Annotated in this window: 28 protein-coding genes and 2 pseudogenes; 14 read left to right on the plus strand and 16 right to left on the minus strand. The window is 67.7% G+C overall.

Annotation, left to right across the window (positions count from 1 at the left end):
- Positions 1-5 precede the first annotated feature (5 nt).
- Together E0H73_RS42200 and E0H73_RS42205 are read right to left on the minus strand one after the other, a co-directional pair.
- Positions 6-935, minus strand: a complete 930-nt coding sequence (locus E0H73_RS42200; protein WP_202867861.1) for a metal ABC transporter solute-binding protein, Zn/Mn family — start codon at positions 933-935, stop codon at positions 6-8.
- 243 nt (positions 936-1,178) lie between these two features.
- A complete protein-coding gene (locus tag E0H73_RS42205) occupies positions 1,179-2,036 on the minus strand; it encodes a helix-turn-helix domain-containing protein (RefSeq protein WP_131366356.1) in 858 nt (285 codons plus the stop codon).
- Positions 2,037-2,177: 141 nt separating this feature from the next.
- Here E0H73_RS42205 and E0H73_RS42210 point away from each other — a divergent pair, with 141 nt between their 5' ends.
- On the plus strand, positions 2,178-3,089 hold the full coding sequence (locus E0H73_RS42210) for an alpha/beta hydrolase (RefSeq protein WP_131366358.1): 912 nt from the start codon (positions 2,178-2,180) through the stop codon (positions 3,087-3,089).
- Here the strand turns inward: E0H73_RS42210 and E0H73_RS42215 are convergent.
- On the minus strand, positions 3,082-4,488 hold the full coding sequence (locus tag E0H73_RS42215; RefSeq protein WP_131366360.1) for an aldehyde dehydrogenase family protein: 1,407 nt from the start codon (positions 4,486-4,488) through the stop codon (positions 3,082-3,084). The two genes, E0H73_RS42210 and E0H73_RS42215, sit on opposite strands and share 8 nt — an antisense overlap.
- Positions 4,489-4,601: 113 nt before the next feature.
- On the opposite strand from E0H73_RS42215, the gene E0H73_RS42220 reads away from it, so the two are divergent.
- The 3 genes from E0H73_RS42220 to E0H73_RS42230 all read left to right on the plus strand — a co-directional run bounded on the left by E0H73_RS42220 (position 4,602) and on the right by E0H73_RS42230 (position 8,197).
- Entirely contained in the window at positions 4,602-5,702 is a 1,101-nt protein-coding gene (locus tag E0H73_RS42220) for a phenylacetate--CoA ligase family protein (protein WP_131366362.1), read from the plus strand.
- A 28-nt stretch (positions 5,703-5,730) separates the two neighbouring features.
- On the plus strand, positions 5,731-6,399 hold the full coding sequence (locus tag E0H73_RS42225) for a CatB-related O-acetyltransferase (RefSeq protein WP_131366364.1): 669 nt from the start codon (positions 5,731-5,733) through the stop codon (positions 6,397-6,399).
- A 109-nt stretch (positions 6,400-6,508) separates the two neighbouring features.
- Positions 6,509-8,197, plus strand: a complete 1,689-nt coding sequence (locus E0H73_RS42230; RefSeq protein WP_131366366.1) for an amidohydrolase — start codon at positions 6,509-6,511, stop codon at positions 8,195-8,197.
- Here the strand turns inward: E0H73_RS42230 and E0H73_RS42235 are convergent.
- Positions 8,192-8,986, minus strand: coding sequence for a class I SAM-dependent methyltransferase (locus E0H73_RS42235; protein ID WP_238164624.1), 795 nt, complete (start codon positions 8,984-8,986; stop codon positions 8,192-8,194). The two genes, E0H73_RS42230 and E0H73_RS42235, sit on opposite strands and share 6 nt — an antisense overlap.
- Before the next feature lie 153 nt (positions 8,987-9,139).
- On the opposite strand from E0H73_RS42235, the gene E0H73_RS42240 reads away from it, so the two are divergent.
- Both E0H73_RS42240 and E0H73_RS42245 read left to right on the plus strand, forming a co-directional pair.
- A complete protein-coding gene (locus tag E0H73_RS42240; protein WP_202867862.1) occupies positions 9,140-9,487 on the plus strand; it encodes a protease pro-enzyme activation domain-containing protein in 348 nt (115 codons plus the stop codon).
- A complete protein-coding gene (locus tag E0H73_RS42245) occupies positions 9,484-9,963 on the plus strand; it encodes a cytochrome b/b6 domain-containing protein (RefSeq protein WP_131366372.1) in 480 nt (159 codons plus the stop codon). The genes E0H73_RS42240 and E0H73_RS42245 overlap by 4 nt, the downstream gene beginning before the upstream one ends.
- Before the next feature lie 109 nt (positions 9,964-10,072).
- Here E0H73_RS42245 and E0H73_RS42250 read toward each other — a convergent pair whose 3' ends face one another.
- Positions 10,073-10,606 carry a sigma-70 family RNA polymerase sigma factor gene (locus E0H73_RS42250; RefSeq protein WP_238164625.1) on the minus strand — a complete coding sequence of 178 codons (534 nt, stop codon included), beginning with the start codon at positions 10,604-10,606 and terminating at the stop codon, positions 10,073-10,075.
- A 29-nt stretch (positions 10,607-10,635) separates the two neighbouring features.
- A complete protein-coding gene (locus E0H73_RS42255; protein ID WP_131366374.1) occupies positions 10,636-11,172 on the minus strand; it encodes a COG4315 family predicted lipoprotein in 537 nt (178 codons plus the stop codon).
- A gap of 361 nt (positions 11,173-11,533) precedes the next feature.
- Here E0H73_RS42255 and E0H73_RS46805 point away from each other — a divergent pair, with 361 nt between their 5' ends.
- Both E0H73_RS46805 and E0H73_RS47700 read left to right on the plus strand, forming a co-directional pair.
- Complete coding sequence (locus tag E0H73_RS46805) at positions 11,534-11,749, plus strand: response regulator (protein WP_202867863.1); 216 nt, start codon at positions 11,534-11,536, stop codon at positions 11,747-11,749.
- Positions 11,746-11,988 carry a response regulator gene (locus E0H73_RS47700; RefSeq protein ID WP_238164626.1) on the plus strand — a complete coding sequence of 81 codons (243 nt, stop codon included), beginning with the start codon at positions 11,746-11,748 and terminating at the stop codon, positions 11,986-11,988. Before E0H73_RS46805 ends, E0H73_RS47700 begins: the two co-directional genes overlap by 4 nt.
- A gap of 8 nt (positions 11,989-11,996) precedes the next feature.
- Here the strand turns inward: E0H73_RS47700 and E0H73_RS48560 are convergent.
- From E0H73_RS48560 to E0H73_RS42270, 3 genes and pseudogenes are all read right to left on the minus strand, one after another.
- Positions 11,997-12,194: pseudogene (locus tag E0H73_RS48560) on the minus strand (OsmC family protein); the annotation flags it as partial.
- A 4-nt stretch (positions 12,195-12,198) separates the two neighbouring features.
- Positions 12,199-13,017 (minus strand): GAF domain-containing protein, encoded by an 819-nt coding sequence (locus E0H73_RS42265; protein WP_165556100.1) that lies wholly within the window; start codon positions 13,015-13,017, stop codon positions 12,199-12,201.
- A 202-nt stretch (positions 13,018-13,219) separates the two neighbouring features.
- The gene (locus E0H73_RS42270) at positions 13,220-15,199 is read right to left on the minus strand and encodes a GAF domain-containing protein (protein WP_131366378.1); all 1,980 of its coding nucleotides are present in this window, start codon (positions 15,197-15,199) and stop codon (positions 13,220-13,222) included.
- A 310-nt stretch (positions 15,200-15,509) separates the two neighbouring features.
- On the opposite strand from E0H73_RS42270, the gene E0H73_RS42275 reads away from it, so the two are divergent.
- The 4 genes from E0H73_RS42275 to E0H73_RS42285 are packed head-to-tail and all read left to right on the plus strand — an operon-like array spanning position 15,510 to position 17,344.
- Positions 15,510-15,698: a hypothetical protein gene (locus tag E0H73_RS42275; protein ID WP_131366380.1), complete on the plus strand. Its 189-nt coding sequence runs from the start codon at positions 15,510-15,512 to the stop codon at positions 15,696-15,698.
- Positions 15,695-17,020, plus strand: coding sequence for an MFS transporter (locus tag E0H73_RS42280; protein WP_202867864.1), 1,326 nt, complete (start codon positions 15,695-15,697; stop codon positions 17,018-17,020). The genes E0H73_RS42275 and E0H73_RS42280 overlap by 4 nt, the downstream gene beginning before the upstream one ends.
- On the plus strand, positions 17,004-17,159 hold the full coding sequence (locus tag E0H73_RS46810; protein ID WP_202867865.1) for a hypothetical protein: 156 nt from the start codon (positions 17,004-17,006) through the stop codon (positions 17,157-17,159). The genes E0H73_RS42280 and E0H73_RS46810 overlap by 17 nt, the downstream gene beginning before the upstream one ends.
- Entirely contained in the window at positions 17,156-17,344 is a 189-nt protein-coding gene (locus E0H73_RS42285) for a hypothetical protein (protein WP_131366382.1), read from the plus strand. Before E0H73_RS46810 ends, E0H73_RS42285 begins: the two co-directional genes overlap by 4 nt.
- A 29-nt stretch (positions 17,345-17,373) precedes the next feature.
- On the opposite strand, the gene E0H73_RS42290 is transcribed toward E0H73_RS42285, so the two are convergent.
- The 3 genes from E0H73_RS42290 to E0H73_RS42300 all read right to left on the minus strand — a co-directional run bounded on the left by E0H73_RS42290 (position 17,374) and on the right by E0H73_RS42300 (position 19,997).
- On the minus strand, positions 17,374-18,240 hold the full coding sequence (locus E0H73_RS42290) for an NAD(P)-dependent oxidoreductase (RefSeq protein ID WP_165556102.1): 867 nt from the start codon (positions 18,238-18,240) through the stop codon (positions 17,374-17,376).
- A 14-nt stretch (positions 18,241-18,254) separates the two neighbouring features.
- Entirely contained in the window at positions 18,255-19,262 is a 1,008-nt protein-coding gene (locus tag E0H73_RS42295) for a hypothetical protein (protein WP_131366386.1), read from the minus strand.
- Positions 19,263-19,388: 126 nt separating this feature from the next.
- On the minus strand, positions 19,389-19,997 hold the full coding sequence (locus tag E0H73_RS42300; protein ID WP_165556103.1) for a DedA family protein: 609 nt from the start codon (positions 19,995-19,997) through the stop codon (positions 19,389-19,391).
- A 185-nt stretch (positions 19,998-20,182) separates the two neighbouring features.
- On the opposite strand from E0H73_RS42300, the gene E0H73_RS42305 reads away from it, so the two are divergent.
- A complete protein-coding gene (locus E0H73_RS42305; RefSeq protein ID WP_131366390.1) occupies positions 20,183-20,551 on the plus strand; it encodes a response regulator in 369 nt (122 codons plus the stop codon).
- Positions 20,552-20,566: 15 nt separating this feature from the next.
- Here E0H73_RS42305 and E0H73_RS42310 read toward each other — a convergent pair whose 3' ends face one another.
- The 4 genes from E0H73_RS42310 to E0H73_RS46815 all read right to left on the minus strand — a co-directional run bounded on the left by E0H73_RS42310 (position 20,567) and on the right by E0H73_RS46815 (position 21,859).
- Positions 20,567-20,767 carry a LuxR C-terminal-related transcriptional regulator gene (locus tag E0H73_RS42310; protein ID WP_238164627.1) on the minus strand — a complete coding sequence of 67 codons (201 nt, stop codon included), beginning with the start codon at positions 20,765-20,767 and terminating at the stop codon, positions 20,567-20,569.
- Between the two features lie 43 nt (positions 20,768-20,810).
- Positions 20,811-20,942 (minus strand): hypothetical protein, encoded by a 132-nt coding sequence (locus E0H73_RS48165; protein WP_272949197.1) that lies wholly within the window; start codon positions 20,940-20,942, stop codon positions 20,811-20,813.
- 131 nt (positions 20,943-21,073) lie between these two features.
- A complete protein-coding gene (locus tag E0H73_RS42320) occupies positions 21,074-21,271 on the minus strand; it encodes a hypothetical protein (protein WP_131366392.1) in 198 nt (65 codons plus the stop codon).
- A gap of 318 nt (positions 21,272-21,589) precedes the next feature.
- Positions 21,590-21,859, minus strand: coding sequence for a hypothetical protein (locus E0H73_RS46815; RefSeq protein ID WP_202867866.1), 270 nt, complete (start codon positions 21,857-21,859; stop codon positions 21,590-21,592).
- A gap of 163 nt (positions 21,860-22,022) precedes the next feature.
- Here E0H73_RS46815 and E0H73_RS42330 point away from each other — a divergent pair.
- A pseudogene (locus tag E0H73_RS42330) lies at positions 22,023-22,963 on the plus strand (integrase core domain-containing protein); the annotation flags it as partial.
- Positions 22,964-23,100: the final 137 nt, after the last annotated feature.

A 23,100-nucleotide genomic window follows, 5' to 3' on the forward strand; every position in this document is an offset into this window, starting at 1 on the left:
TCGACTCAAGACAGGGCCGAACGGATCGCGTTGAGGTTGCCGGTCATCCAGCTCAGGTAGTCCTTGCCGCTCGGCAGCGTCTCCGTGACGGGTACGACGGCGATGTTGTTCGCCTTCGCCGCGTCCAGCACCTTCTGGGTCTCCGGACCGGACGTCTGCTCGTTGTAGGCGAGGAGCTTGACCTGCTTCGAGCTGAACAAGCCCAGCGTCTCCTGCAACACCGCCGCAGGGACGTCGGTCCCCTCCTCGATCGCCTCGCTGAACTTCTCCGGCGTCTTGTTCACCAACCCGCAGGCACTCAGGACATACACCGGCACCGGCTCGGTGATCGCGGCACCGGCACCGTTGCTGGTCGCCTTGACCGAGGCCTCCGTGGACTCCAGCTGCTTCACCTTCTCGGTGAAAGCAGCCGCGTTCGCCGAGTACGTCGACCCGTTCGCGGAATCGACCTCGGACAAGGTCGTGGCGAGCTGGGCGGCCAGCTTCTCCATGCTCGGAAAGTCGTACCAGACGTGCTCATTGAGCGCACCGCCGGCGGGTGCCTTCCGGCCGGAGATGTCGACCACGTTGAGCACCTTGGCCGACGTGTTGCCCGCCGACTTCAGCATCTTGTCCATGAAGTCGTCGTAGCCGCCACCGTTCTCGATCACGACCTTCGCCTTCGACAGCGACAGCTGCGTCTGCGTGTTCGCCTCATACGAATGCGGGTCCTGGTCGGGGTCGGAGATGATCGACGTCACCTCGACCTTGTCCCCCGCGATCTGCTTCACGATGTCGCCGTACACGTTGGTCGATGCAACGACCTGAATCCCGGCCTTCGGTGTCGAGGCAGTACCAGCGGCAGCCTCGTCTCCCGAGGAAGAACCACACGCGGTGACCAGCAACATCGCCGCCGCGACACCAGCCAGGCACCCAACAGAACTGCGCAGCCTCACAGTGCATCCATCCCTCGGAAACTGATAATGAAAACCATTCCGCGTAGACCGTAGCACCGTATGGCCGGAGCCGACAGCCGGGGTGACCGCGGTACCGCGCGGCGTCGGCCGACTTGCCGTTGAACGTCGCACCGGACGCCGGTACCGTGCCGCGAACTCCGGGCACGGCTCCGACGTCGGCAAGGTCGCCGACGCCATCCCGAGGACGAGCCTGAGAGGGGCGGGGCCGGCCGTGCTGCGGACCTACTGGTTGGCCGGGGCCGGCGACCACTGGAGGAGGAAGCGGAGACCTTCGTCGGAGGGCGAGCCCGGGGTGGTGGTGTAGGCGACCAGGAGCTGGTCAGGGTGCGTGTCGACGGTGAACTGCTGTACGTCGAGGGTCAGCGGCCCGACCATCGGGTGGAGATAGGTCTTGGTGAGCTGACGAGGGCCGCGGACCTGATGCGCGGCCCACCACGTGCGGAAGTCGGCATCCCGGACGCTGAGCTCGCCGACCAAGGCGTTCAGGGCCGGGTCGTCGGGGTGGCGGCCGGCCTCCATCCGCAACACCGCGACACATTCGCTGGCCGTCCGCGGCCAATCGGCGTACAGGGCACGGAAGTCGTCGTCGAGGAACGTGAGCCGGATCAGGTTGCGCTGGGACGGCGGGAGTCCGCCGAAATCGGTCAGAAGGGCAGCGGCACCGCGATTCCACGCCAGTACGTCCATCCCGCGATGCAGCACCATCGCCGGTACGTCGTGCATCGTGTCGAGGAGTTGACGCAGGTGCGGGGCGACGCTCGGCCGCGCGCCCTGCCGAGCCCGCGCAGTCGGCGCAACGTCGGCCACGGCAAACAGGTAGTCGCGCTCGTCCACGGCCAACTGCAGCGCATCGGCGAGTGCGTTCAGCACCGGGCGCGAGACCCGGCGGGTGCGGCCCTGCTCCAACCGGACGATGTAGTCGACGCTCACGTGGGCGAGCAGGGCCAGCTCTTCCCGGCGTAGACCCGGGACGCGACGCAGCCTGCCGTCGTCCGGCATGCCCACCTCCTGCGGGTCGAGTACGGCGCGGCGGGCGCGCAGGAACACACCGAGTTCGTTGCCGGTGGAAGCAGCCGTCATGAGTCCAGTGTCCTCCGCGTCGACTGTGGCTGCCTGGTACTGGCTTGCCTACGCAGGACGCTCCCTGGAGCGCGGTAGTGGCACCGACGACGGTGGGGATGTGGCTGACAGCCACAGATCCCGAAGATCAGGAGAACAGTCATGAGAACCGATGTCACCTTCGTCAGCGCCGGCCTGAAGCTCGCCGGACACCTCTACACCCCGGACGAGGACTTCGCGAGACCGCGTCCGGCGATCGTCGTCGGCCACCCCGGCAGCGGCGTGAAGGAACAGACCGCAGGGTTGCACGCGCGCCGGCTGGCCGAGCAGGGTTTCGTCACCCTCGCGTACGACGCCGCCCACCAAGGCGAGAGCGAGGGAGAGCCGCGTGGTCTGGAGGATCCAGCCCAACGGGTCGAGGACCTGAAAGCTGCGGTGTCGCTCCTGACCACCCGTGCGGAGGTCGACGTCGACCGGATCGGTGCCTTGGGCATCTGTGCCTCCGGCGGGTACAGCCTGGTGGCCGCCGCCACCGACCATCGGATCAAGGCCGTCGCCACGGTGAGTGCCGTAGATCTTGCCCGGCAATTCCGCCGGGGTGCCGACGGCGTTCAGGACGCAGCAGTCTTCCAGGGCATGTTGGACGCGGCCGCCATGGCACGTACTGCTGAGGCGCGGGGTGAGGGCGTCGGGACGTTCGACCTCTTCCCCGCGACCGAGGCGGCGGCACGGGCCAGTGGTCCGCACGTGTTCGAAGGCTGGCAGTACTACTGCACTCCGCGGGCTATGCATCCGCGGTCAGCCAAAGTGATGACCTGGAGCAGCGTCGACCACATTGCGACCTTCGATGCCTTCGCCGTGGTCGACCTGATCGCTCCACGCCCGCTGTTGATGATCGTCGGCCGCGAGGCAATCACCTCCTGGATGAGCGTGGAGGCGTTCCAGAAGGCAGAAGGTCCGAAGGAGTTGATGTGGATCGACGGCGCCGTGCACACCGACCTGTACGACAAGGACGAGTACGTCACGCCCGCGGCACTGAAACTGACCGGCTTCTTCACCGCCAACCTCAGCTGAATGCCCGAGCGACCTGAGGTGTGAGCGAGGGCGAGGTGATCACGCCCTTGGAGCGCATGGCGAAGTCGCCGAGGAAGCCGTCGTGGGGAACGCCGACGGCCATCCAGTGGGTCGGGTGGTGGCCCTGGTAGAGGTTGCGGATCGACGGATCGGTGAGCAGCGCTTCGAATAGTTCGACGTCCTGGGTGACCGCGGTGACTACGAGAGAGTCCCGGAACGGCTTCGTGCCTGCTTGCCGGTTCCAGGGCGCGACCCACACGCTCGGGAACGGGAGTTCGATCGCGAGTTGCGGCGCGGACGGGTCGTCCACCACGTGCACGGCGGGGCGCAGCACGGCGCTGCCGTCGCCGAGTTCGTCGACCACCCGATCGGCGCCCAATACGGCGCGAGTGCCTTCGGCCTGGGTGCTGAGGTACTGCGCCAGTGCGCGGGCGGATGCTGCCGATTGCACCGGAAGCACGGCATCGCTGTCCTGGGGCGGCAGGCTGGGAAGCACAGCCAAGCGCTCGGCCAGCGCGGTAGCCAAGTCGGTCGGATCCCCCTCCACATAGACGGCGGTCGCGTTGACGCAGGTGACACCGCCCTGGGCGGCGACCGAGTCGACGATCATGTCGAGGGCGTCGCGCCAGTCGGAGTCTGCGGTGATCAGGATCTTTGAGCGGCCTGGCCCGTTGGGCAGGATGTTCGGGTTGGCGGCGTACTTGTCGACCGTCTCCTGGCCGCCGTACACCATGCCGAGGTCCGCTTGTGCCAGGACCAGATCCGCGCCTGCGTGGTCGGTCGGCAGCAGCATCACCTGACCATCCCCGAAGCCGGCCTCGCGCAAGGCGTGCACGAGTCGGAAGGGGGTCAGCGGCTCGCGCTGGGACGGTCGCAGCGCGACCTTGTAGCCGAGTGCGAGCGCCTCGAGCCACAGGGCGTTCACGGCGGGATGGTTGCCTGCCGTGTGCACCGCGAATACGTCTCCACGGCGGATCCACACCGCACCACCTTCGTGGATCCCCGGCTCCCGCCAATCGCGCGCCGCGCCGGCCGGTCGGGAAGTCAGCATCTGCAGGTGCGCACTCTCGGCGGAGGACCGGATGGCCTCGACAGCCGCTCGGACGTGGGAGATCGGAGTGCCGAGCCGACTGACCAGGGACTCGTACTCCGCCACCGGCATGCCACCGGGTTCTCCGGACGCGAAGATGTCGGCCGCTCGGGCCAGCGCCGTACGCCGTTGTCCGGCTGCCATCGGCGCACACCTGCGCAACGCGGAGATGGCACGGGTGACAAAGACAGGCGGCACCAGGCTGAGCTCCCCGATCGAGTGTCCGGTGACGTCCTCCACGAGTCGGCGGTGACGAGCGCGGTACGGACCGTTCGGCCCTAACGCATCGATCATGACGGGAGTTGGCATGCACCCAACTCTGACCGCCGCTTCCCGTCGGCAGGATCCCCCAGGCAGGGGATTTCGGCTCATGTGCCGAACCAGGATTCTGGATCTGGGCACCTCATGAAAGGAAGACACCGATGAGCAGCGGTGGCTTTGCGATTCTCGATGTTCCACCCGGAACACATCCAGAGCCGGACGAATACATCAGAGCGGCGATGCGCTGGCACTTCGGCGAGGAGACCGGTTCGACGTTCTGGCTGTCGCGAAAGGACTCACTGGGCTTCGACCCGGTACGAGACGTCCGGGGCATCGCGGACCTCGCCAAGTTCCCGAACGTGGCCGAGGACCTGCGCGAGGTCCGGGCAGAGGACCTGATTCCGCGCGGGTACGACGGAGCCGCACAGGTGATCGGGGTCTTCGAAAGCGGCGGTACGACGGGCGCACCGAAGCGTGTCGTCTTCCTGGACGACTGGGTGGAGCGGGAAATGGCCTGGCAGTACGCCCGCTACACGGCGTACGGAATCCGTCCAAGAATGAACTGGCTGGCCGTCGCACCCACCGGACCCCACATGATCGGCGACTACCTCGGCCGGATCGCCGCGCGGTTCGGGAGCATCAGCTACACCGTCGACATGGACCCCCGCTGGGTGAAGCGCCTGCTCCGCGACGGCAAGCCCGAGGAGGCCGAGGCGTACACCGAACACCTGGTGTCGCAGGCTGCTGCCCTGCTGCGGTCGCAGGACATCGCGGTGCTCGCGACGACACCGCCGATGCTCGAACGACTCAGCCGGCACGACGAACTCGTCGAGCTGATCAACCGCAAGGTCGAGGTCATTCTCTGGGCCGGCGCCCACCTCGATGCCGACAGCCGCCACCTCTTCCGCACCGAGATCTTCCCCGGCATCGGGCTTTACGGGCTCTACGGCAACACGATGACCCTCGGCGCCTCGCCGGAACGCCTCGGCCGCGATGACGACCTCTGCGTGTTCGACGCGAACTCGCCGTTCGTCAGCTACTCCGTGGTGGATCCAGACACCCACGAGCCGGTGCCGTACGGCGAACGCGGCCAGATCGTGACCAACCACGTCAGCAAATCCGCCCTGCTCCCGAACAACGCCGAGCGCGACGAGGGAATCCGGATCAAGCCGCCGGCCGGAAGCGTCGGCGACTCCGTTGCCGACGTCACCCCACTCAAGTCGCTCGTCGACGCCGGCGCCATCACTGTCGGCGTCTACTAGCCGCCCCGATCCCGGTGGAGGAACACCTATGAGCACAGTCCCTGACCCGACGGCTGTCCGCCGACCGGGCATGATCGACAACCAGGAAATGAATACGGTCTTCCTGAAACCGCTGATCACCTCTCCGAAGATCGAGGTCGGCGAGTTCAGCTACTACAACAGCACGCTGGACCCAACTCTCTTCGAGACCCAGAACGTGCTCTACACCGCCGGTCCGGAGAAGCTGATCATCGGCAAGTTCTGCGCCATTGCCTCGGGCGCCAAGTTCATCCTGTCGTCCGCGAACCATCCGATGCTGGGCGCAACGACGTTCCCGTTCTTCATCTTCGGTGGGACCTGGCTCGAAAAGACCGCGGAGTTCCTCCCCGAGATCCACAGTCGCGGCAACACGGTGATCGGGAACGACGTCTGGATCGGACGGGAAGCCGTCATCATGCCCGGCGTCACCATCGGCGCCGGCGCCATCATCGGCGCGAACGCGCTGGTGGTCTCGGATGTTCCGCCGTACACCACGGTGGGCGGCAACCCCGCCAGGCAGTTGAAGAAGCGGTTCTCCGACGAGGACATCGACCGGCTGCTGCGTGTCGCCTGGTGGAACTGGCCCGTCGACGTCATCACCGAACACGTCCGAACCATCTGGACCGGCACCCCCGTCGACCTCGAGCAAGCAGCCAAGGAGGCGGGCCTGCTGGACTGACGAGAACCGTCTCCGGCCTGGCGGGACATCCGCCGAAGTCGCAACGTCATGAATGCACAGGCTGAAAGCGACTCACGGTCGGCTTGCTCAGCCTGGAGAGGTGAGTCAGATGTCCACGCAGGATCGTCAACCGGCCGACTTCGTCGTTCGTGGGTCGGCCATCTACACCTTGGACCCCGCCCGGCCGTGGGCTGAGGCCTTCGCCGTCCGTGACGGGAAGGTCGTGGCGGTGGGTGACCAGGCTGATGTCGACGCCGTCAGAGGACGTCGGACCAAGCTTGTTCACATCGAGGGCGGGATGGTCATGCCGGGCCTGGTCGACGTACATGCGCATGTGGGATTCGGTGGCCAGGCGGCAGGCTGGGAGCTCCGGTTGCCACCGATGCTCGGTCCGGACCAGATCCTCGACGCGGTCCACCAGCACGCCCGCGCGCTCGGGAACAACGATTGGGTCGTCGGCGGAACTGTCAGCAGTCCGGTGTTCCATGCCCTGGGCAACCGGAAGGCACTCGCCGCCTTGGACGAGGCGAGCCTGGGCAGGCCGGTGATGCTGCGCGACGACTCGCTGCACAATCGCTGGGTCAATTCGCACGCGATGGAGATCCTCGGCGTCGATGGCACCAGGATGGAACCGGCCCGCGGCGGGTGGGTGTGCGACGGCGCGGGCCGTCCGGTCGGGATCCTGCTGGGGCAACCGTCCACCGATGCCGAACTGGCCGTCCGCCGGAGCTTGGAGCAGCCGCACCATCGCGATCTTCGGTCGGCTCGGATGGCCGTCTCGATCTTCAACTCGGTGGGTGTCACCGCGATACAGGACGCGGCGACGATGGGCGCCTGGCTGGACGTCTTCACCGAGCTCGACCACGCGGAGAAGCTGAATGCCTGGATCGTGGGATCCATGCCGGCCAGGGAGTTCGTCGAGTCGGGGCCGGTCGGCACCGACTTGTTCGACACTGCGACCGTACGCCGCTCGGCCCATGTGCGGCCGGACTTCGTCAAGGGTGTCCTCGACGGCGTGCCGATGACGCGGACATCGAAGTTCCTCGATCCCTACAAGCCCGAGCCATCGGCTCCCGGAGGAGCCCCGAACGGGCACGTATGCCCCTTCTACGGTGACGGCCTGTTCAGCGACGAGGAGCTGCTCCAGCTCTTGGAGGACGCTGTCTCACGTGGGCTGCACGCCAAGCTGCACGCCACCGCGGACGCCACGGTCCGTCAGGTTCTCGATGCTGTCGCGGTCATGCGTGAACGGCACGGTGACGGTCCGGTGTTCCACATCGCACACCCGGAGTTCGTCCACCCCGACGACGTGACCCGCTTCGCTGACCTGGATGTCGTTGCCGACGCCTCACCGGTGCTGTGGTTCCCGACCCCGATGAACGGCGCCATCGCCCAACAGGTCCAGGACCACTACATGGAACGCATCTGGCCGCTGCGAGACCTGCACGACGCCGGCGCCCTCGTGGCCGCCGGATCCGACTGGCCGGTCGCCATGCCGACTCCGAATCCGTGGCTGAGCATCGAGACCATGGTGACCCGTCGCAGCCCCGACCCCGAGTTCCCGGGTTCACTGGCAGCCGATCAGGCACTCGACCTCGAGACCGCCATCAGAGCCCACAGCGTCAACGGCGCCCAGGCGATGGGCTTGGCTCAGCAGACCGGACAGCTGTCGCCGGGTATGTCGGCCGACTTCATCGTCTTGGACCGCAACCTCTTCGACACACCGGTCGAGCACATTCACGCGACCCAGGTCCGGCAAACCTGGTTCGCCGGCCGTCGCGTCCACCGCGGATCATGAGATCGGACGCTGTCCGCGCGCCGCGACGATCGGGACACCGACGAGCAACTGCTCCGGGTCGTCGGCAAGCCGTCGCCACTCTGCATAGCTGCCGTTCCCGGGCACGTCGAACGCGAGGCCATGGTTCATCATCTGGTCGAAAGTGATCCGCAGCCATTCCAAACCCGGCGAGCCGCCCGCGACGATCGGCGCCTCGGCAACCGCCGACACGTCGACCAGGCCCCGGTCCCGCATCAATGCGGGCATTTCACGGCCGAACCGCGGCGCGAACCCCTGCCGCTCCAACGGCGCCAGACAAGCGAGCACGACGTCCGCATGCAGTCCGCTGTCGAAGACTCCCCAGCCGAAGGAATCCAGCTCCTCCAGGAGCAGCCAGCCCCCTGGCCGCAACGCTGCGACCAATGAGTCGAGAATGTCCACCCGCTCAGGAATGTGGCCGAGGACGAAACGGGTGTGAACGAGATCGAACCGGCCGTCCGGCAGGCTGTCCGTCCGAAGATCCAGCTGACGGATCTCGACATTGTCCGCACCGGAGACATCCAGGTACGACGTATCGAGGTCGACCGCGAGGACCTCTCCGTTCGTGCCGACACGGCGGCTGAGCCAGCGAGTGATCGAGCCGGCGCCGGCGCCCACCTCCAGGCATCCCCACCCCTGGCTGACACCGAGGCCTTCCAGTCTGCTCACCGTTCCGGGATCGTATCCCTCCTCAAGAGCGACCAGGCGGCGTGGAATCTCCTTGAGATTGCCCCCGTTGAAGAAGTACTCGCCTTCAAGAACACCGGACACGTGACTTCCCTTTCGGACTTCGATCGACCTTGACGCTCACCCCCGAGGATTCCCAGCCCTGACCAGGAGAGGAATCCCCTAGTTGGGGGATCCAGATGCGACACAGCGTGCTGTCATCGCGGGTGCCGAGCCGTCGTGGGTAAGTTCCGCCCCGTGAGGGGCGCCGTGCCGACGGCGCAGGTCGTGAACGCCCGGGTCTACCTGGCCAGTCGCGACGCGGTCGGCCTGGCGGCGTATACGACCTCGGTCAGACCCGGCTTCGGCATCCACGGGCAGTACTTGACGCCCGCTGAGGTAAGGGCCAGGTTCGGGCCTGACCCCGACCAGGTCTCGGCGGTGTCGGACTGGCTCACCTCGGCGGGGCTGCAGTTGACGGCCACGACGGAGCACTACCTCGAGGTCAAGGGCGACGCCGCGGCCATGCAGGCCGCGTACGGGACACAACTCGACAACGTCACGCTGGACGGTTTCATCGACCCGGCGCGGGGCAAGGGCTCATGAACGGCACGGTTCCGCGGTTCGGCAAGGTCACCCGCGCTGTGCATTGGACCACCGCGTCGCTGATGATCAGCTGCATCGTCACGGCCGCGATCCTGTACAACGGGTTCGGGGTGGCGATCGGGCACCGGCATCTCGTCGAACTCGTCCATGTCTACTCCGGACTCGCGCTGCCGGTACCCATTCTGCTCGGCACGTTATCGGCGGCGTACCGCCTGGACCTGCGACGCCTCAACCGCTTCACACGACGAGATCGGCAGTGGCTGTTCTCGCGCAACCGGCGCACCGGCGCCACCTTCGTCCACGACTGGTTCGCGCTCGCGGTCGGACTGCTCGTGATCGGTCACATCACCTACGCGATCAGGGATCGCGAAGCCCGCCGTGGCATGAGGACCGGGCGAGTCTCGGACTCGTGGGCCCGTGCGGAACACGAGGCCTGGGCCGACGAGGTCGTCGGCTCACAGCATGACGATGAATAAGCCGGAAGGCGTCAGGCCACATCGCGGTCGGACACGTGTGCTCTGGCGGCCAAGGACTTAGACAGCGATTGCAAGCGCCGACTGGTACCAGCGGCAGCAGAAGCAGCGGTCAGCGTTCTCGACCTACCTCGACCCCACCGATCAGCGCGCGGAGCGCACGCAGCGCGTAGTAGGTCCGCGATTTCACAGTGCCGGGCGGTACGCCGAGTTCCCGCGCGGCCTCGGTCACGGACGAGCCGCGATAGTACAGTTCCACCACGACGTCACGGTGCTCTGCGGACACCTGGTTCAACGCCTCTCGGACCACCATGGTGTTCACCACAGACTCGGAGTGATCTCCCGCTGCCGGGCGGCGCACATCGATGTCTCCCACCTCCACGGGACGTACGGCTCGCGCCCGAGCCCGATCGGTGACGATGTTCCGCGCAACTGTCAGCAACCAGCCGCGGATCGAACCGTTGCCTTCGGCCAATTCGTTGGCGTGTTTCCATGCTCGGAACAGCGTCTCCTGGACGATGTCCTCGGCCGCGGCACGGTCGCCGGTGAGACGGGTGGCGAACATCAGCACGCTGTCGCCGAACTCGGCATACCAGGAGCCGATCATTGCCTCGTTCCGCTCGGAACAGCGGTCCGGCTGTGTCACGACGGTCTCCCGCGATCGCGCATATCGAATCAGTAGCCGGAGTTGCTGGGCGAAGAGGACGCCTGGGTGGTGATCTTCTTGCCATCCGGGCCGACGACCCACCACGTCCCACCAACGGCCTGACCAGTCGTGTCGCCGGCCTTGGCGTCGTTGGCGTAGTAGTACAGCGGCCACCCGGCCAGGGTGACCTGCTTGCTGCCGTCCGAACGCGTCACCGTGCCCACCAGCGAGGCGTCCACCCCGCTCAGCTTCGGCGTACCGGTGCCGGCCGTCAGCGGCGGCCACGCCGTCGCACACGAACCGTTGCAGTTGGACTTCGAGGGTTTCGCGGTGTCCACGTCGTACACGTACAGCGTGCGACCGGTGCCATCGACAACAATCGTGCCGAGGCTCCCGACGGTGGCCGTGGACAGCGCCGCGCCGGCCACAGCCGGCGTCGATGGGGCGGCGCTCGCCGACGGCGACGGTGCGGGAGTGCTCGACGTGGCGCTGGCACCACCTCCACAGGCCGTCAGGGTGGACAGTCCGAGCACGGCTGTGCCGAGGACAAGGGCAGTGCGCTTCATCTCGGGTTCTCCTTTATCTATTGACCATTCGACACTCACCACACGCCTGAAGGGAACAGCTGGGTTCACAGAGAGGAGCACGTTTGCGGCTCACACCCAGTCCGGGTTGCTGCTAGCCGGTAGACGGTCTACCTGCAGACCATGACGACTCAGCAGCGGAGACACCGCACGCTGGAAGGGTCAACAACCAACCTTCATCGCCGCGGGCAACCACGCGAGCTATCCGCCTGCTGGCCGTCGGCCTGGCAACCGTTGCGGGCACGAAGAACTACTGACCACAGGTGCGGTCCGCACCGCCCTGCTGGACCTCGCGCTGACCTGAGTGGAAGTGAGGCAGGGGTGGAGAGACGAGCCCGACCGAGTGGCGATCGCAGATGACGACGTCCTGCTCCGGGAGGGGCTCGCGAGCTTGCTGGAGCGTTCGGGACTTCTCGTCTCGGCGCTGGCGATCGGCGGATGGGGCAGGAACCAGGTCGCGCAGGCGGTGCTGGAGCAGGACGGCATCGACGTGGTGGGGACGGCTTCCACCGGCGCAGAGGCTCTGGCTCTGGTAGCGAGGTTGCAGACCGATGTGTGACGCTCGTCGACAGCAATCTCGGCGACGAGAGCGGACTGAGACTGGCCAAGCGGTTGGCGGAGCAGGCCGATGGGTCGCCCGCGCCGCTGATCCTGATCTCAGCCCATTCCGAGGACGACTACGCTGACCTTATCGCCGCGAGTCCGGCGATCGGCTTCCTGCAAGACGACGTTGTCGGGCGCGGCCGGCACCGTTGGTCCGCGCGGATCATCAGGTCGGCGGCGTCGGCAGGCGACTGATGCGGAGCGTGCAGGTCAAGAGCGACTTGCAGGCCGAAGCCGCTGTGACCGGTCGGGCCGATCCCGACCCGGGATTTGATCAGAGCGTCGCCGGCATCAAGTTTGCGGCCCTGCGCCACGCCCAGCAGCGCTGACTGGAAGCAGGCCGCGTAGCCCACCGCGAACAACTGCTCGGGGTTGGTGCCAGAGCCACCGTGGCCGCTCATCTCATCAGGCACCGACAACTCGACATCCAAGCGACCGTCGGTGGTGCGGGGTCAGCCCGGTCCGCGGATAGCCTTCCCATCGCCGACCGACCCGCACATGAGAGCCCGTGGTGCCCTCGTTGGCGACGACCGTCGCGGTTCCGTCGAGCTCGAACCTGATCATTCTGGCCGTGTCATGACCGAAGTGCCGCAGGACCTCACTGGTCACGGCTGCGAACACGACCTCGGGCGATTCCCCGCGCGCGACCAGCATGGCCAGGCGGCGCAGTGCCGCCTGCGTGTCGGCCAGAGCGCGCAGGCTCTGCTCGGCCTGGGCATTGGCGATCGCCGTCGCGGCGAGCTCCATGAAATGTGCGACGCGTATCTCGGTGCCGGCCGGCAGATCCCGCCGCGTTGTCGCCGCCAGGATCACACCCCACTGGCGCCCCGCGACCGCAATGGGCGAGGCTACCGCGGATTGCAGGCCGAGCCCGCGGACGATCTCACCGAACGGACCGCCCGCAAGCCCCTCGCCGCTCATCCGCGCCGGCCGCCCGGTGCGGAGGGCAACCGCGCTGACCGTCCTGGAGTCCAGCCTGGCCTGGAACCCCACCGGTACCGCATCGCTGACCCGGCCGAACGATCCCACGATGGTCACGTACGCCTCGAGCTCACCGCCTACGACGCGCCGATCATCAACCCGGGCGACGAATGTCGCCTGGGCGCCGACCAGGTGGGCGAGTTCGTCCGCGACCGCGGTGAATACCTCGTCCGGCCGCGCGCCCGCGGCCACCAGGGTGGCCACCCGCCGCAGCGCGGCCTGCTCCTCGGCAAGCTGACGCAACCGCGCCGGATCCTGCGGATCACCACCTGTCCGCGTTCGACGGCACGATCCGCGTCGGCTCCAGAGCCCGGCGCGTCCACAAGGCCGACGGTAGCCCCTTGCCGTGAAGGACGGTAGCCAGGCACAACGGCGAACCGGCGATGCATGAACAACCGGCAGACCCGAACGTTCGCGGCGCTGCCTGATCCACCGCATCGTTGGACTAGGCACCGTCCAGAGGGAGCGAAACATAGATCGCCGTGCCGTGTCCGACCGGGCTGATGATGAGGATTGATCCGCCCAGAGACTCGACTCTGTCCTTCAGCCCGACCAGACCGGATCCGCCGCGTGCTTCGGCACCGCCGGCGCCGTCGTCCCGGACGCTCAGCCTCAGTGTGTCGGCGCGCTCCTCCAGAGAGATCTCCGCGCGTGATGCGCCGGCGTGCTTGGCCATGTTGGTAAGTGCCTCGGACACGACGTAGTACGTCGCTACTTCCAGCGGCGGCGGGTAGCGGGACTGGGTCCCGACCTTCAGGTCGACCGGGACAGTCGAGCGGCGGGCCAGGGTCCGCAGTGCCGGGCCGAGGCCACTCTCTACCAGGATCGCCGGGTGGATGCCCCGGGCGATCTCGCGCAGCTCGTCCACCACCTCGGTGAGGTCGTCGGCGGCCTGGCCGATATCGGTCCGGAGCATCGGCAGGTACGCCGGTACGCCGCTCTGGGCGACCCGTAGTTCGAGCGCGAGCGATACCAGCCGTTGTTGTGCTCCGTCGTGCAGGTCCCGCTCCAACTGCCGCCTCATCTCGTCTCCGGCGGCGACCACTCGCGCGCGGGACGCCGTGAGCTGTGCCCGGCTTTCTGCGTTCGCGATGGCGGTGGCGACGATCTCGGTGAACTCGACCATCCGCTGCTCCGCGTCCGGGGGGAAGCGGTGACCTCGCGATGCGATGGTGATGCCGCCCCAGCAGAGCCCCTCGACGACGATCAAACTGGCCACCGCCGACTGGATGTCCAATTCCCGGACGAATCCGGGGAGGCGCCGGCGCATCGCGTCGTCGAGGTCGTACCGAGCGGACTTGCCCGTCGCCTGCACCGATCCGATCGCCGAGGGCAACTCCAGCATCCGGGGGTCGCCGACGCGCGTGTCGCCCTCGCGCAAGCCTTGGCTTCCCATCAGCGTCGCTGCTCCATCGGACTCGAACCGGAAGATCCTGGTGACGTCGGCACCGGTCAGCTGGCCGAGCTCCTCGGCCACCAAGGCGAACACCAGCTTGCGTTCCGCCCCGCGCGCGACCAGCGTCGCCACCCGCCGCAGCGCGGCCTGCTCGTTGGCCATCCGGCGCAGCTCGGCGCGTGCCTCGGCGTTCTCGATGGCGGTGGCGACCAACTCGGTGAAGCTTGCGATCTGTGACTCTGTGGTCGCTCCGAAGGGCTCATCACTCTTCGTCGAGGCGGCGATCACCCCCCACACCTCTCCGGCCACCAGGATCGGGCAGCCGACGGATGAGCGGATGCCCAGCGCCTGGGCTTCCTCGGCGATCGCTCCGGTGGCGCCCGTGAAGCTGTCGAGCCGGACCGGCCGGCCGGTCTGCCGCGCCTCGCGGGCCACGCTCAGTCCGTCCAACTCGATCCGCGTGCCGACAGTGAGGCGGGCGAGCACCTTGCTCCAGGCGGCAACACCGGTCACTGTCCCGTCCGCCTCGTAGCGCTCCATCCGGGCCAGATCGGCCCCGCACAACAGCCCGACCTCGCGGGTGACGGCCTCGAACACCGCCACGGGCGAATCCGACTCCGCGACCAGGGTCGCGACCCGCCGCAACGCCGATTGTTCCTCGGTGAGGCGCGCCGACTCCACCGCCGCCCGCCGCGACCGCGCTGCCAGCTCGGCCACCACGAACGACGTCACCAGGAACACCCCGAGCGCCACCAGGTTCCGGGAGTCGGCGAGCCAGACCGAACCCTCGGGCGGCAGAAGAAAGGCGAACACCACAACGCTGAGGACCGACGTGACCGCCGCCAACCGCGCTCCCCACACCACGGCAATCGGCAGCACCGCGAGCAGGTACAGCACCAGCAGGCTCAGCACGGGGACGTACGCCTTGAGCAGCGCGACGGTGCCGGTCACCACCGCTACCAGGGCCACGCTGGCCAACAGCCCGCCTAGCCAGCGGGCGTTGGCTGGATTCAGCAGGCTACGTGCCATCACATCGCTTCCCTCGGACACGCCGACGGACCAGCTCGCCGCAGGCGCCGCGGCGGACCGCCGAACCTAGCTCTCGATTGTGCCACCAGCTAGCAGGGGTGCGGATCCCCTCTGGCCACCACCGCGAATGGCCGCTGGCGGCGATGCCCGGCAACCACCCGTCCGCCGATCCTGGTGATCGTGGCCAAGAGACTGAAACTCGAACCGGGATGCCGCCGTACTTCACCTGGGGTGGTCCGCGATGATGTGTGAGGCGACGACGCGGCCGGTCTGGTTGAGGATCTGGCAGTCTCCGCGCCAGGGGTCCGTGATGCCGTCCGCCATGGCGATGCACCGGTCGGTCGAGCTACACGTCGCACACAAGGCGGGCGTCGCGCTGACCATCCAGCAACTCCGCCAGGCCGCCGTCTACTCGGTCCGGTACGACGAGGAGAGTGACCGACTGCTGCACGAGGTGTTCGCGCCGTACGGCATCCCCTATCGGCGGGCGACCGGATGAGCGGCGTGGAAGCGACCGCGGCAACCGGCCATCCGCTGCGCTGGCAGACGCTGGCGGTGAACCAACTCGCCGCGTTCATGGCGCTTCTCGACGTCAGCATCGTCAACGTTGCGCTGCCGTCCATCGAGCGAGGGCTCGGCGTGTCGGCCGGAACCGCGCAGTGGGTAGTGTCCGGGTACGCGCTCAGCTTCGGACTGGCGCTCGTACCGGCCGGCCGGCTCGGCGACGCACTGGGCCGGCGCCGGATGTTCCTGATCGCCCTGACAGCGTTCGTGCTGACCAGCGCTCTCACCGGTGCGGCGCCGACCATTGGGCTACTCATCGCCGCACGACCGCTGCAAGGTGTCGCCGGCGGCATGCTGCTGCCGCAGAACTCCGGCTTGATCCAGGAACTCTTCCAGGGAGCCGAACGGGGCAGAGCCTTCGGCATCCTCGGTGCCACCAGCGGACTGGCCACCGCGACAGGTCCGGTGGTCGGCGGGCTGATCATCACGCTGATCGCCGGGCCGGATGCCTGGCGCTGGGTGTTCTACGTCAACGTGCCGATCGGTGTAGTCGCCCTGCTGCTCGCCGCGCGGTGGATCCCGGCGCGTTCGGGAGGCGGTCGCCGCAAGCCCCAAATGGACCTGATCGGGTCGCTGCTGCTCGGCGCCGGCGTGCTCTGCCTGCTACTCCCGGCGGTGGATGGCGAGAGCAACGGTCTGGGCAGCGACTGGTGGCTGTTCGTGGTCGCCGTGCTGCTGCTCACCGCCTTCGCCAGGTGGGAGCTACGCACCGTACGCCGGGGGCGCGAACCCGTACTCGACCCACGGCTGGCACACACCTCCGGCTTTCCCGCCGGCTCGATCATCGGCATGGTCTACTTCATCGGCTTCACCGGCATCTGGCTTGTGCTCGCGCTGTTCTACCAGGACGGATACGGCTACTCACCGCTGCGCTCCGGCCTGGCAGTGACACCGTTCGCGATCGGGGTCGCGGTGTCCGCGGCGATCGCGGGACGCCTGGTCTCGAGGTTCGGTCGCGTGCTGACCGTGGCAGGGCCTGACCGCGACGATCGCCGGGCTGGCGACCACCGCGCTCCTGCTGCGGCACATCGGCGGCGACACCGCGGCGTGGGCGACCGCCGGACCCTTGCTGGTCGCCGGACTCGGCGGCGGCATGGTCACCTCACCCAACGTCACGCTGTCCCTGCAGCACGTCCCGGTACGGATGGCCGGCGCGGCGGGCGGTGCCCTGCAGACCGCTCACCGGATCGGCGCGGCGATCGGCACCGCCGTCCTGGCGACGATCTTCTACCGCGTCCTGATGAGCTCCGACCATGACTACCCGACGGCGGTGTCCGACGCGCTGCTGAGCGCCTCCGCGCTCATGCTCGTGACCTTGCTGATCGCCATCGTCGACCTCGTCGGGAACCGGCGACCTGATCGCGGTGCGGTAGTCACTGGGGTGGATGAAGTATGAAGACGCACGCCTCGACGATCACCCTGGCCAGGCGCCAGGGAATGCCTCATCGCTTGGCTCGGCCCGGTGTGCTGCGCGAACTGCAGAGTCCCTCGCAGGTGTTCTCCAACCTGACGCCGAACTCCCACGCATCGATCACGAGCACACTTCGAACCGTGCGCGAACACCTGCCGTTCTCGAACTGATCCACAACCCGACACCATGAGGCTCGTGGTCACGCCGGGCGTCGTCCGCCGTCCGTGGTGATCGTGGGGATCACCGCCGAATAGTCGAGGTCGCCCGCGCCGGCCTCGGCCGCCTGCTCGAGCCAGTCACGTGCCGCCGCCGCCACCTCCAGCCGCCGGCCGTTCTGATCGGCGATCTCAGTGACCAGGTTGAGATCCTTGAGGGCCAGGCTGAGCTTGAAGTTGGCAGGGTAGGTGCCGGATTCGACATTGGCGCGTTTCGCCTCGACGGTGCCCGCGATCGGAGTGTCACTCAGGACGTCGAGTACGACGGAACGATCCAGCCCGAAATCGTCGCCGAGGGAAAGGGCTTCGCCGAAGGCGACGCCGAGCGTGGAGTTCACGACGACCTTGGCGGCCGCGCCCGCTCCCAGCCCACCGACGTGGTGCAGCGTGCCGAGTGACGTGAGGATCGGCTCTACGCGCCGGAAGTCCGACGGATCCGCGCCGACGTAGATGGCCAGCTGACCCGAAGTGGCCTGGTGAACGCTGCCCCGCACGGGTGCGTCGACCATGGCGACGCCATCTGGCAGGCGGGATGCGACCGAACGCACCGCGTCCGGACCCACCGTCGACATGTCGATGAGCAACTGGCCTGGTGCCAGCGCCGCGGCCATGCCGTTCTCGCCGTACACCACCTGCTCGAGCGCTTCCGCGTTGGTCACCATGGCGATCGCGGCATCGACACCCTTGATCGCGTCCATCGGCGTCGATGCGGCAGTAGCGCCGTGGTCGGTCAGCGGTTTGGTCTTCTCAGCGGTCCTGTTCCACACGGTCACGTCATGACCGGCCTCGAGCAACCGGGTGGCCATCGGTGTGCCCATCAGGCCGAGACCGATGAATGCAAGCTTCGCCATTGTGTCCTCTCGAATCATGCTGTGGGTGTGACCACCGAATAGAGGTGGCGGTATCCGATCACGTCGATCTTGCCGTCGAGGAAGCTCTGCGCACTGATTCGGTCCACCGTGGCGTAACCGGGTTCATAGATGACGAGGTCGCCACCGTCCCGGCCGATCAGCAAGATGTAGTGCCGTGGAATCCAGTTGCCGATCAGCACAGGTACCGGCTGACCGTTGCCGGCAGCCTCGACCGCATCCCGCAGGGCCGACTTGCCACCGGTCCCCGTGACGAACCGTGGCTCGTACCGGGCTCCCAGCGCGTCGGCGTGCCGGTTCAGCTCGCTGCTCAGCCCGATCGGTGTCGAGCCGAGCCGCTGCGGCCAGAAGCGGTTGGTCGCGTCGTGGATGCGACGTTCCTCAGCGGTCAGCCGCATCTGGAAGTGTGACGCGCTCGCATCCGCCCGATAGGAGCTGTCGCCGGTCGTGAGGTGCAGCGCGTACAGCGGATCCGCCATCGCCCGCGCCACCAGGATCGTCATCGATCCGCAGGTCGTGTCGTCGGTCTGCTCCACTGGAGAGGATCGGTACGTCGCCGAGCCTGACCCGTCCGGATCGATCAGGCTCAGGTGGGTACGCAGCCATCCGGACCCCTTGCCTCGGATCAGTCGCGCGAACGTGACGATGTCGTCGGCGCTGTGCCCGGCCGCCCAGACCTTGAGGAGATACGGCCGGTCCACGGGAGCGGCCGCAGCCAGCGTGCCCTCTACTCGGGCCTGGTCAGTGGGCGACACATCTGCCAGCCTGTCCGCCGCCCGTGTTGCCGGGGACGCGGTGTGGACCCGACCGTGGTCCCGCTGCACCATAGCGGCCACACTCAGCCGATAGCAGTCGATCTCCACGTGGGGACCGATCCCGTACCCCGCCACGGAGAGCAGGAGCGTCGACACCACCACCGGCCGGCGCACGAGCGCGGTCAAGCGCCGCAGCAGCATCCGGGCCGGCCTGTACGCCGTTGCCCTGAGCATCGATCCGGTTGCCACGATCAATCCCTTTCGACCATTGCCGGCGGTTCTTCCTTCCGTCCCGTCCACGATGTCGCCGGAACGGCCGGCTGTCGTCACGGTCAGCGGCCATTCGCCGTACCGGCTGGCCGTAAATCACGCTCGTCAACGGACTCGGTGCTTCTTTCGGATGTGAAGAAGGACGAGGACGGCCGCGGCCGCAGCGATCAGCACGAGCGGCACATAGGTGAGAGCGTGAGCCAGCGTCGTCAGGGAGGCGGAGAAGCCGTAGCCGACCAGTACGCAACCCGCACCCCAGACCACGGCGCCGGCCACGTTCCACGGCAGGAACGTGCGCAGGTACGGCATCCGTGCCATGCCGGCCATGCCCGGCGTCAGTGCTCGCAGGCCGGCGGTGAATCGGCCGAAGAGTACTGCCCGACCGCCGTACCGCCCAAGGAAGTCATCGGTTCGCCGCAACCGATCGTCGCCGACCCGGCGCCCCAGCCGGGACGAGCGCAACCTCGGCCCGAGCCGGCGACCAACCTCATAGCCCACGCTGTCGCCGAGGGCCGCCGAGCCGATCGCGACCGCCACCATCGGCCACAAGGCGATCCAGCCCTGGTGGGCGGCGAACCCGGCCACCACCAAGGCCGTCTCGCCGGGCAGCACCAGCCCGACCATGACCGCGGCCTCGGCGAAGGCGAGACCGCCGGCGACGACGTAGAACCACGCCCCGAGCTGTCCGCCGAGCTGCTGCAGGAATCCGAGCATCGTCAGGTGGTCCTCAGCCGACGCCGGCTGATCGAGTGCCGCACGCAACCTACGGTGCCAGCCGAGCCCGCCGATCTCCTTACCGCCAGCGCGAAGACCGGGGTCACGACAGCAGGAATCCCTGTCCGGGCCAAGGTCCAGCTAGCTGGATTGTCCGTGAACCGGACGGTTGGCATGCTGAACCCATGGAGTTGCGCTGCTTGATCGTTGATGACAGTCCTTATTTCCTGTCGGCTGCCCGCGGTCTACTGGAGCGCGAGGGCATGGTGGTCGTCGCCGTGGCCTCGAACGGGGACGACGCCGTCCGGCGCGCCGCCGAACTCGGACCGGACGTCAGCCTGGTCGACATCGACCTCGGCGGCGAGAGCGGCTTCGACGTCGTACGCCGATTGACCCATGAGACCGGCCTCGAGCCGGCCACGGTGATCCTGATCTCCACCCACGCCGAGGACGACTACGCCGAACTGATCTCGGCGAGCCCGGTCGCCGGTTTCCTGCCCAAGACCAGGCTGTCCGCGCTCGCCATCCGCGAGGTGCTCGGGCGCACGCCCTGACAGCTGCCCGGCCGGTCAGCGAGTCTCGAGGAAGGTGACCACCGCGAGCGCCCGGCGGTGATCGTCGTCAGTCTCCGAGAGACTCAACTTGGCCAAGATGTGCCGGACGTGCTTCTCCACCGTCCCCTCGGTCACCCAGAGCCGGCGGGCGATTCCGCCTGGTGGCTGACCGGACGACAGAGCCGCGACGGCCGGGATCACCCGGCCTGAGTCCACGGCGCGCTGGACCGGGTGAGCCGCCGGGCGGTGATGGTCATGGTCACACGGTGGTCGTGAGATCGGGAACCGCCAGCGCCCGGGCCGCCGCGTTCTGCACGCCCATACCGAGCCCGAGCAGGATCAGCAGCGGAAAGCGGATGCCGGCCGCCCAGCGGCAGGTAGCTGTCGGCATCGACTGGACTGGTGACCACGGTGAGCCGGAGCATCAGCGGTTGCAGCGGCCCGTGGCGGTCGTTCCGGTCCGATACGACGGTGCGCCACGCCTCCCGCGGGGTGACGATCACGAGGCTCGCCCGATCCGCTCTACTCGGCGCCGACCTGAAGGGCCGCGACCAGTCTCGTCGCCTCGAAATCGATCTCGGCCAGCTCGAGGTGCAGCTTGCGGACCTCGCTCGCACCCCAGATCGGCGAACTGACCCGGTGGTGCGTGATCGCTGTGATCATCAGAAATCGAGCCTCGGTGGGGTTGAAGGCACCGTCCAGCCAGTCCGTCCGTTCCATGTCCGCCTCCTGGCGATTCGCATCCGCCGGGACTGACGAGTGCGGTTGATTTCATGCTGCCTCCGAACCGAGCGGCCATCGCCCCTGCCAGTGGCCCTCCTACCCTCCGGCGATCCGGAGTTTCGCTGTACCTGCTGGCCGGTATCGGTCTGGGACTGGACCTCCTTGAGGACGGCGCACGCGGCATCTGTACCGACGCGCCGTTCCGGCTTCTTGGCGAGCAGGCGTTCGATCAGCGGGCGCAGCGGACCGGCATGCAGGAACGGTCCAGGCGCCTCTTCGAGTACGTCGCGCAGGTGCGTCCGGACATCAACTCCATCACGACCCAGGCGAGACCGTCGCTCCTGGCCGGGCGATCTGCTGGACCGCGACGGATCGATGCAGGATCTCGTCCTGGGCCGGCCAGACGACCCCCATGCTGCCGCGCCCGAGCCGGGAACGGAGGCTGTACCGGCCAGCCACCAGCCCCGCGGCGGGCTCGACCGGCGGACGCTCGAGCAGGGGCGCGTCGACGGCCATAACCGTCGCCTGCGCCGCGGACTGCGGACGGCTCAGACCGGCCGCGTCCCTGCGATGCCCTCCATACATGCCCTCAGAATGCCATACATTCGAAACTATGTTCTAGTAACGGTTCTGTCGGCCATACTCACGCTGTGTTATGTCGCAGGACATAGGTGACAGTTCTGCATCAGGACATCGGTGACGGTTTGGGTGTTCTTGGTGGTGACACTTCAGCCTTGACGGTTCGGGGATGGCTGTCAGTGAACCCATCGATCCTCGCGTTCGGCTCGCGATCTCGCAGTGGCCCGATGATGCTCCGCGCGGGGCGGTGTCGACGTTTTGTGCCGAGCATGGCATCTCTCGCAAGTCGTTCTACGAGCTGCGCAAGCGCGCCTTGGCCGACGGTCCGGCCGCAGTGCTCGAGCCCTGGACCCGTCGGCCGAGGACGAGCCCGGCGAAGCTGACCGACGAGGTCAAGACGCAGGCCGTCCGGGTGCGTGCCGCACTGGAGGTCTCCGGGCTGGACCACGGGCCGATCAGCGTGCACGACAAGATGCGCGCGATGGGCTGGACCAGGTGCCCTCGGTCGCGTCGCTGGCGCGGATCTTCCGTGAGGCTGGCGTAGCCCGTCTTGAACCGAAGAAGAAGCCCCGCTCAGCATGGCGACGGTTCGTCTACCCGGCGCCGAATGCCTGCTGGCAACTGGACGCCACCGAGTACGTACTCACCCGGGGGGCGTAGGTGTGTGATCTTCCAACTCATCGACGACCACTCCCGCTACGCACTCGCCTCCCACGTCGCGTGGGGCGAGACCGCCGAGGCGGCGATCGTCGTGTTCGACAAGGCCGTGGCCACTCACGGCGTTCCACAACGACTGCTGTCCGACAACGGGTCCGCGCTCAACCCGCCACGCCGCGGACTCCTGGGCCAGCTCGTCGTACACCTGATGGCCCTAGGCGTCGAGCCGATCACCGGCAAGCCCTACAAGCCGACCACCCAGGGCAAGAACGAACGCTTCCACCAACCCTGTTCCGCTACCTCGACAAGCAGCCACTGGCCACCGACCTAGCCCGGTTGCAGGCCCAGGTCGACGCCTTCGACCACATCTACAACACCCAGCGGCCCCACCAGGGCCCACCCGGCGGCCGCGTCACGGCCCTGACCGCCTGGGAGGCCACCGAGAAGGCCGAGGCACCACGCCCCGCCCATGACCTGATCCGCCGTCCCGCCAGCCGGCCCCGGCCCGCCCCGGCACCAGCACCAGCACCCACAGACCTGCCCGACGACACCATCATCAAGACACTGACCAGCAACGGCGCCTTCTACCT

The organism is Kribbella pittospori (assembly GCF_004331465.1).
Lineage (GTDB): Bacteria > Actinomycetota > Actinomycetes > Propionibacteriales > Kribbellaceae > Kribbella > Kribbella pittospori.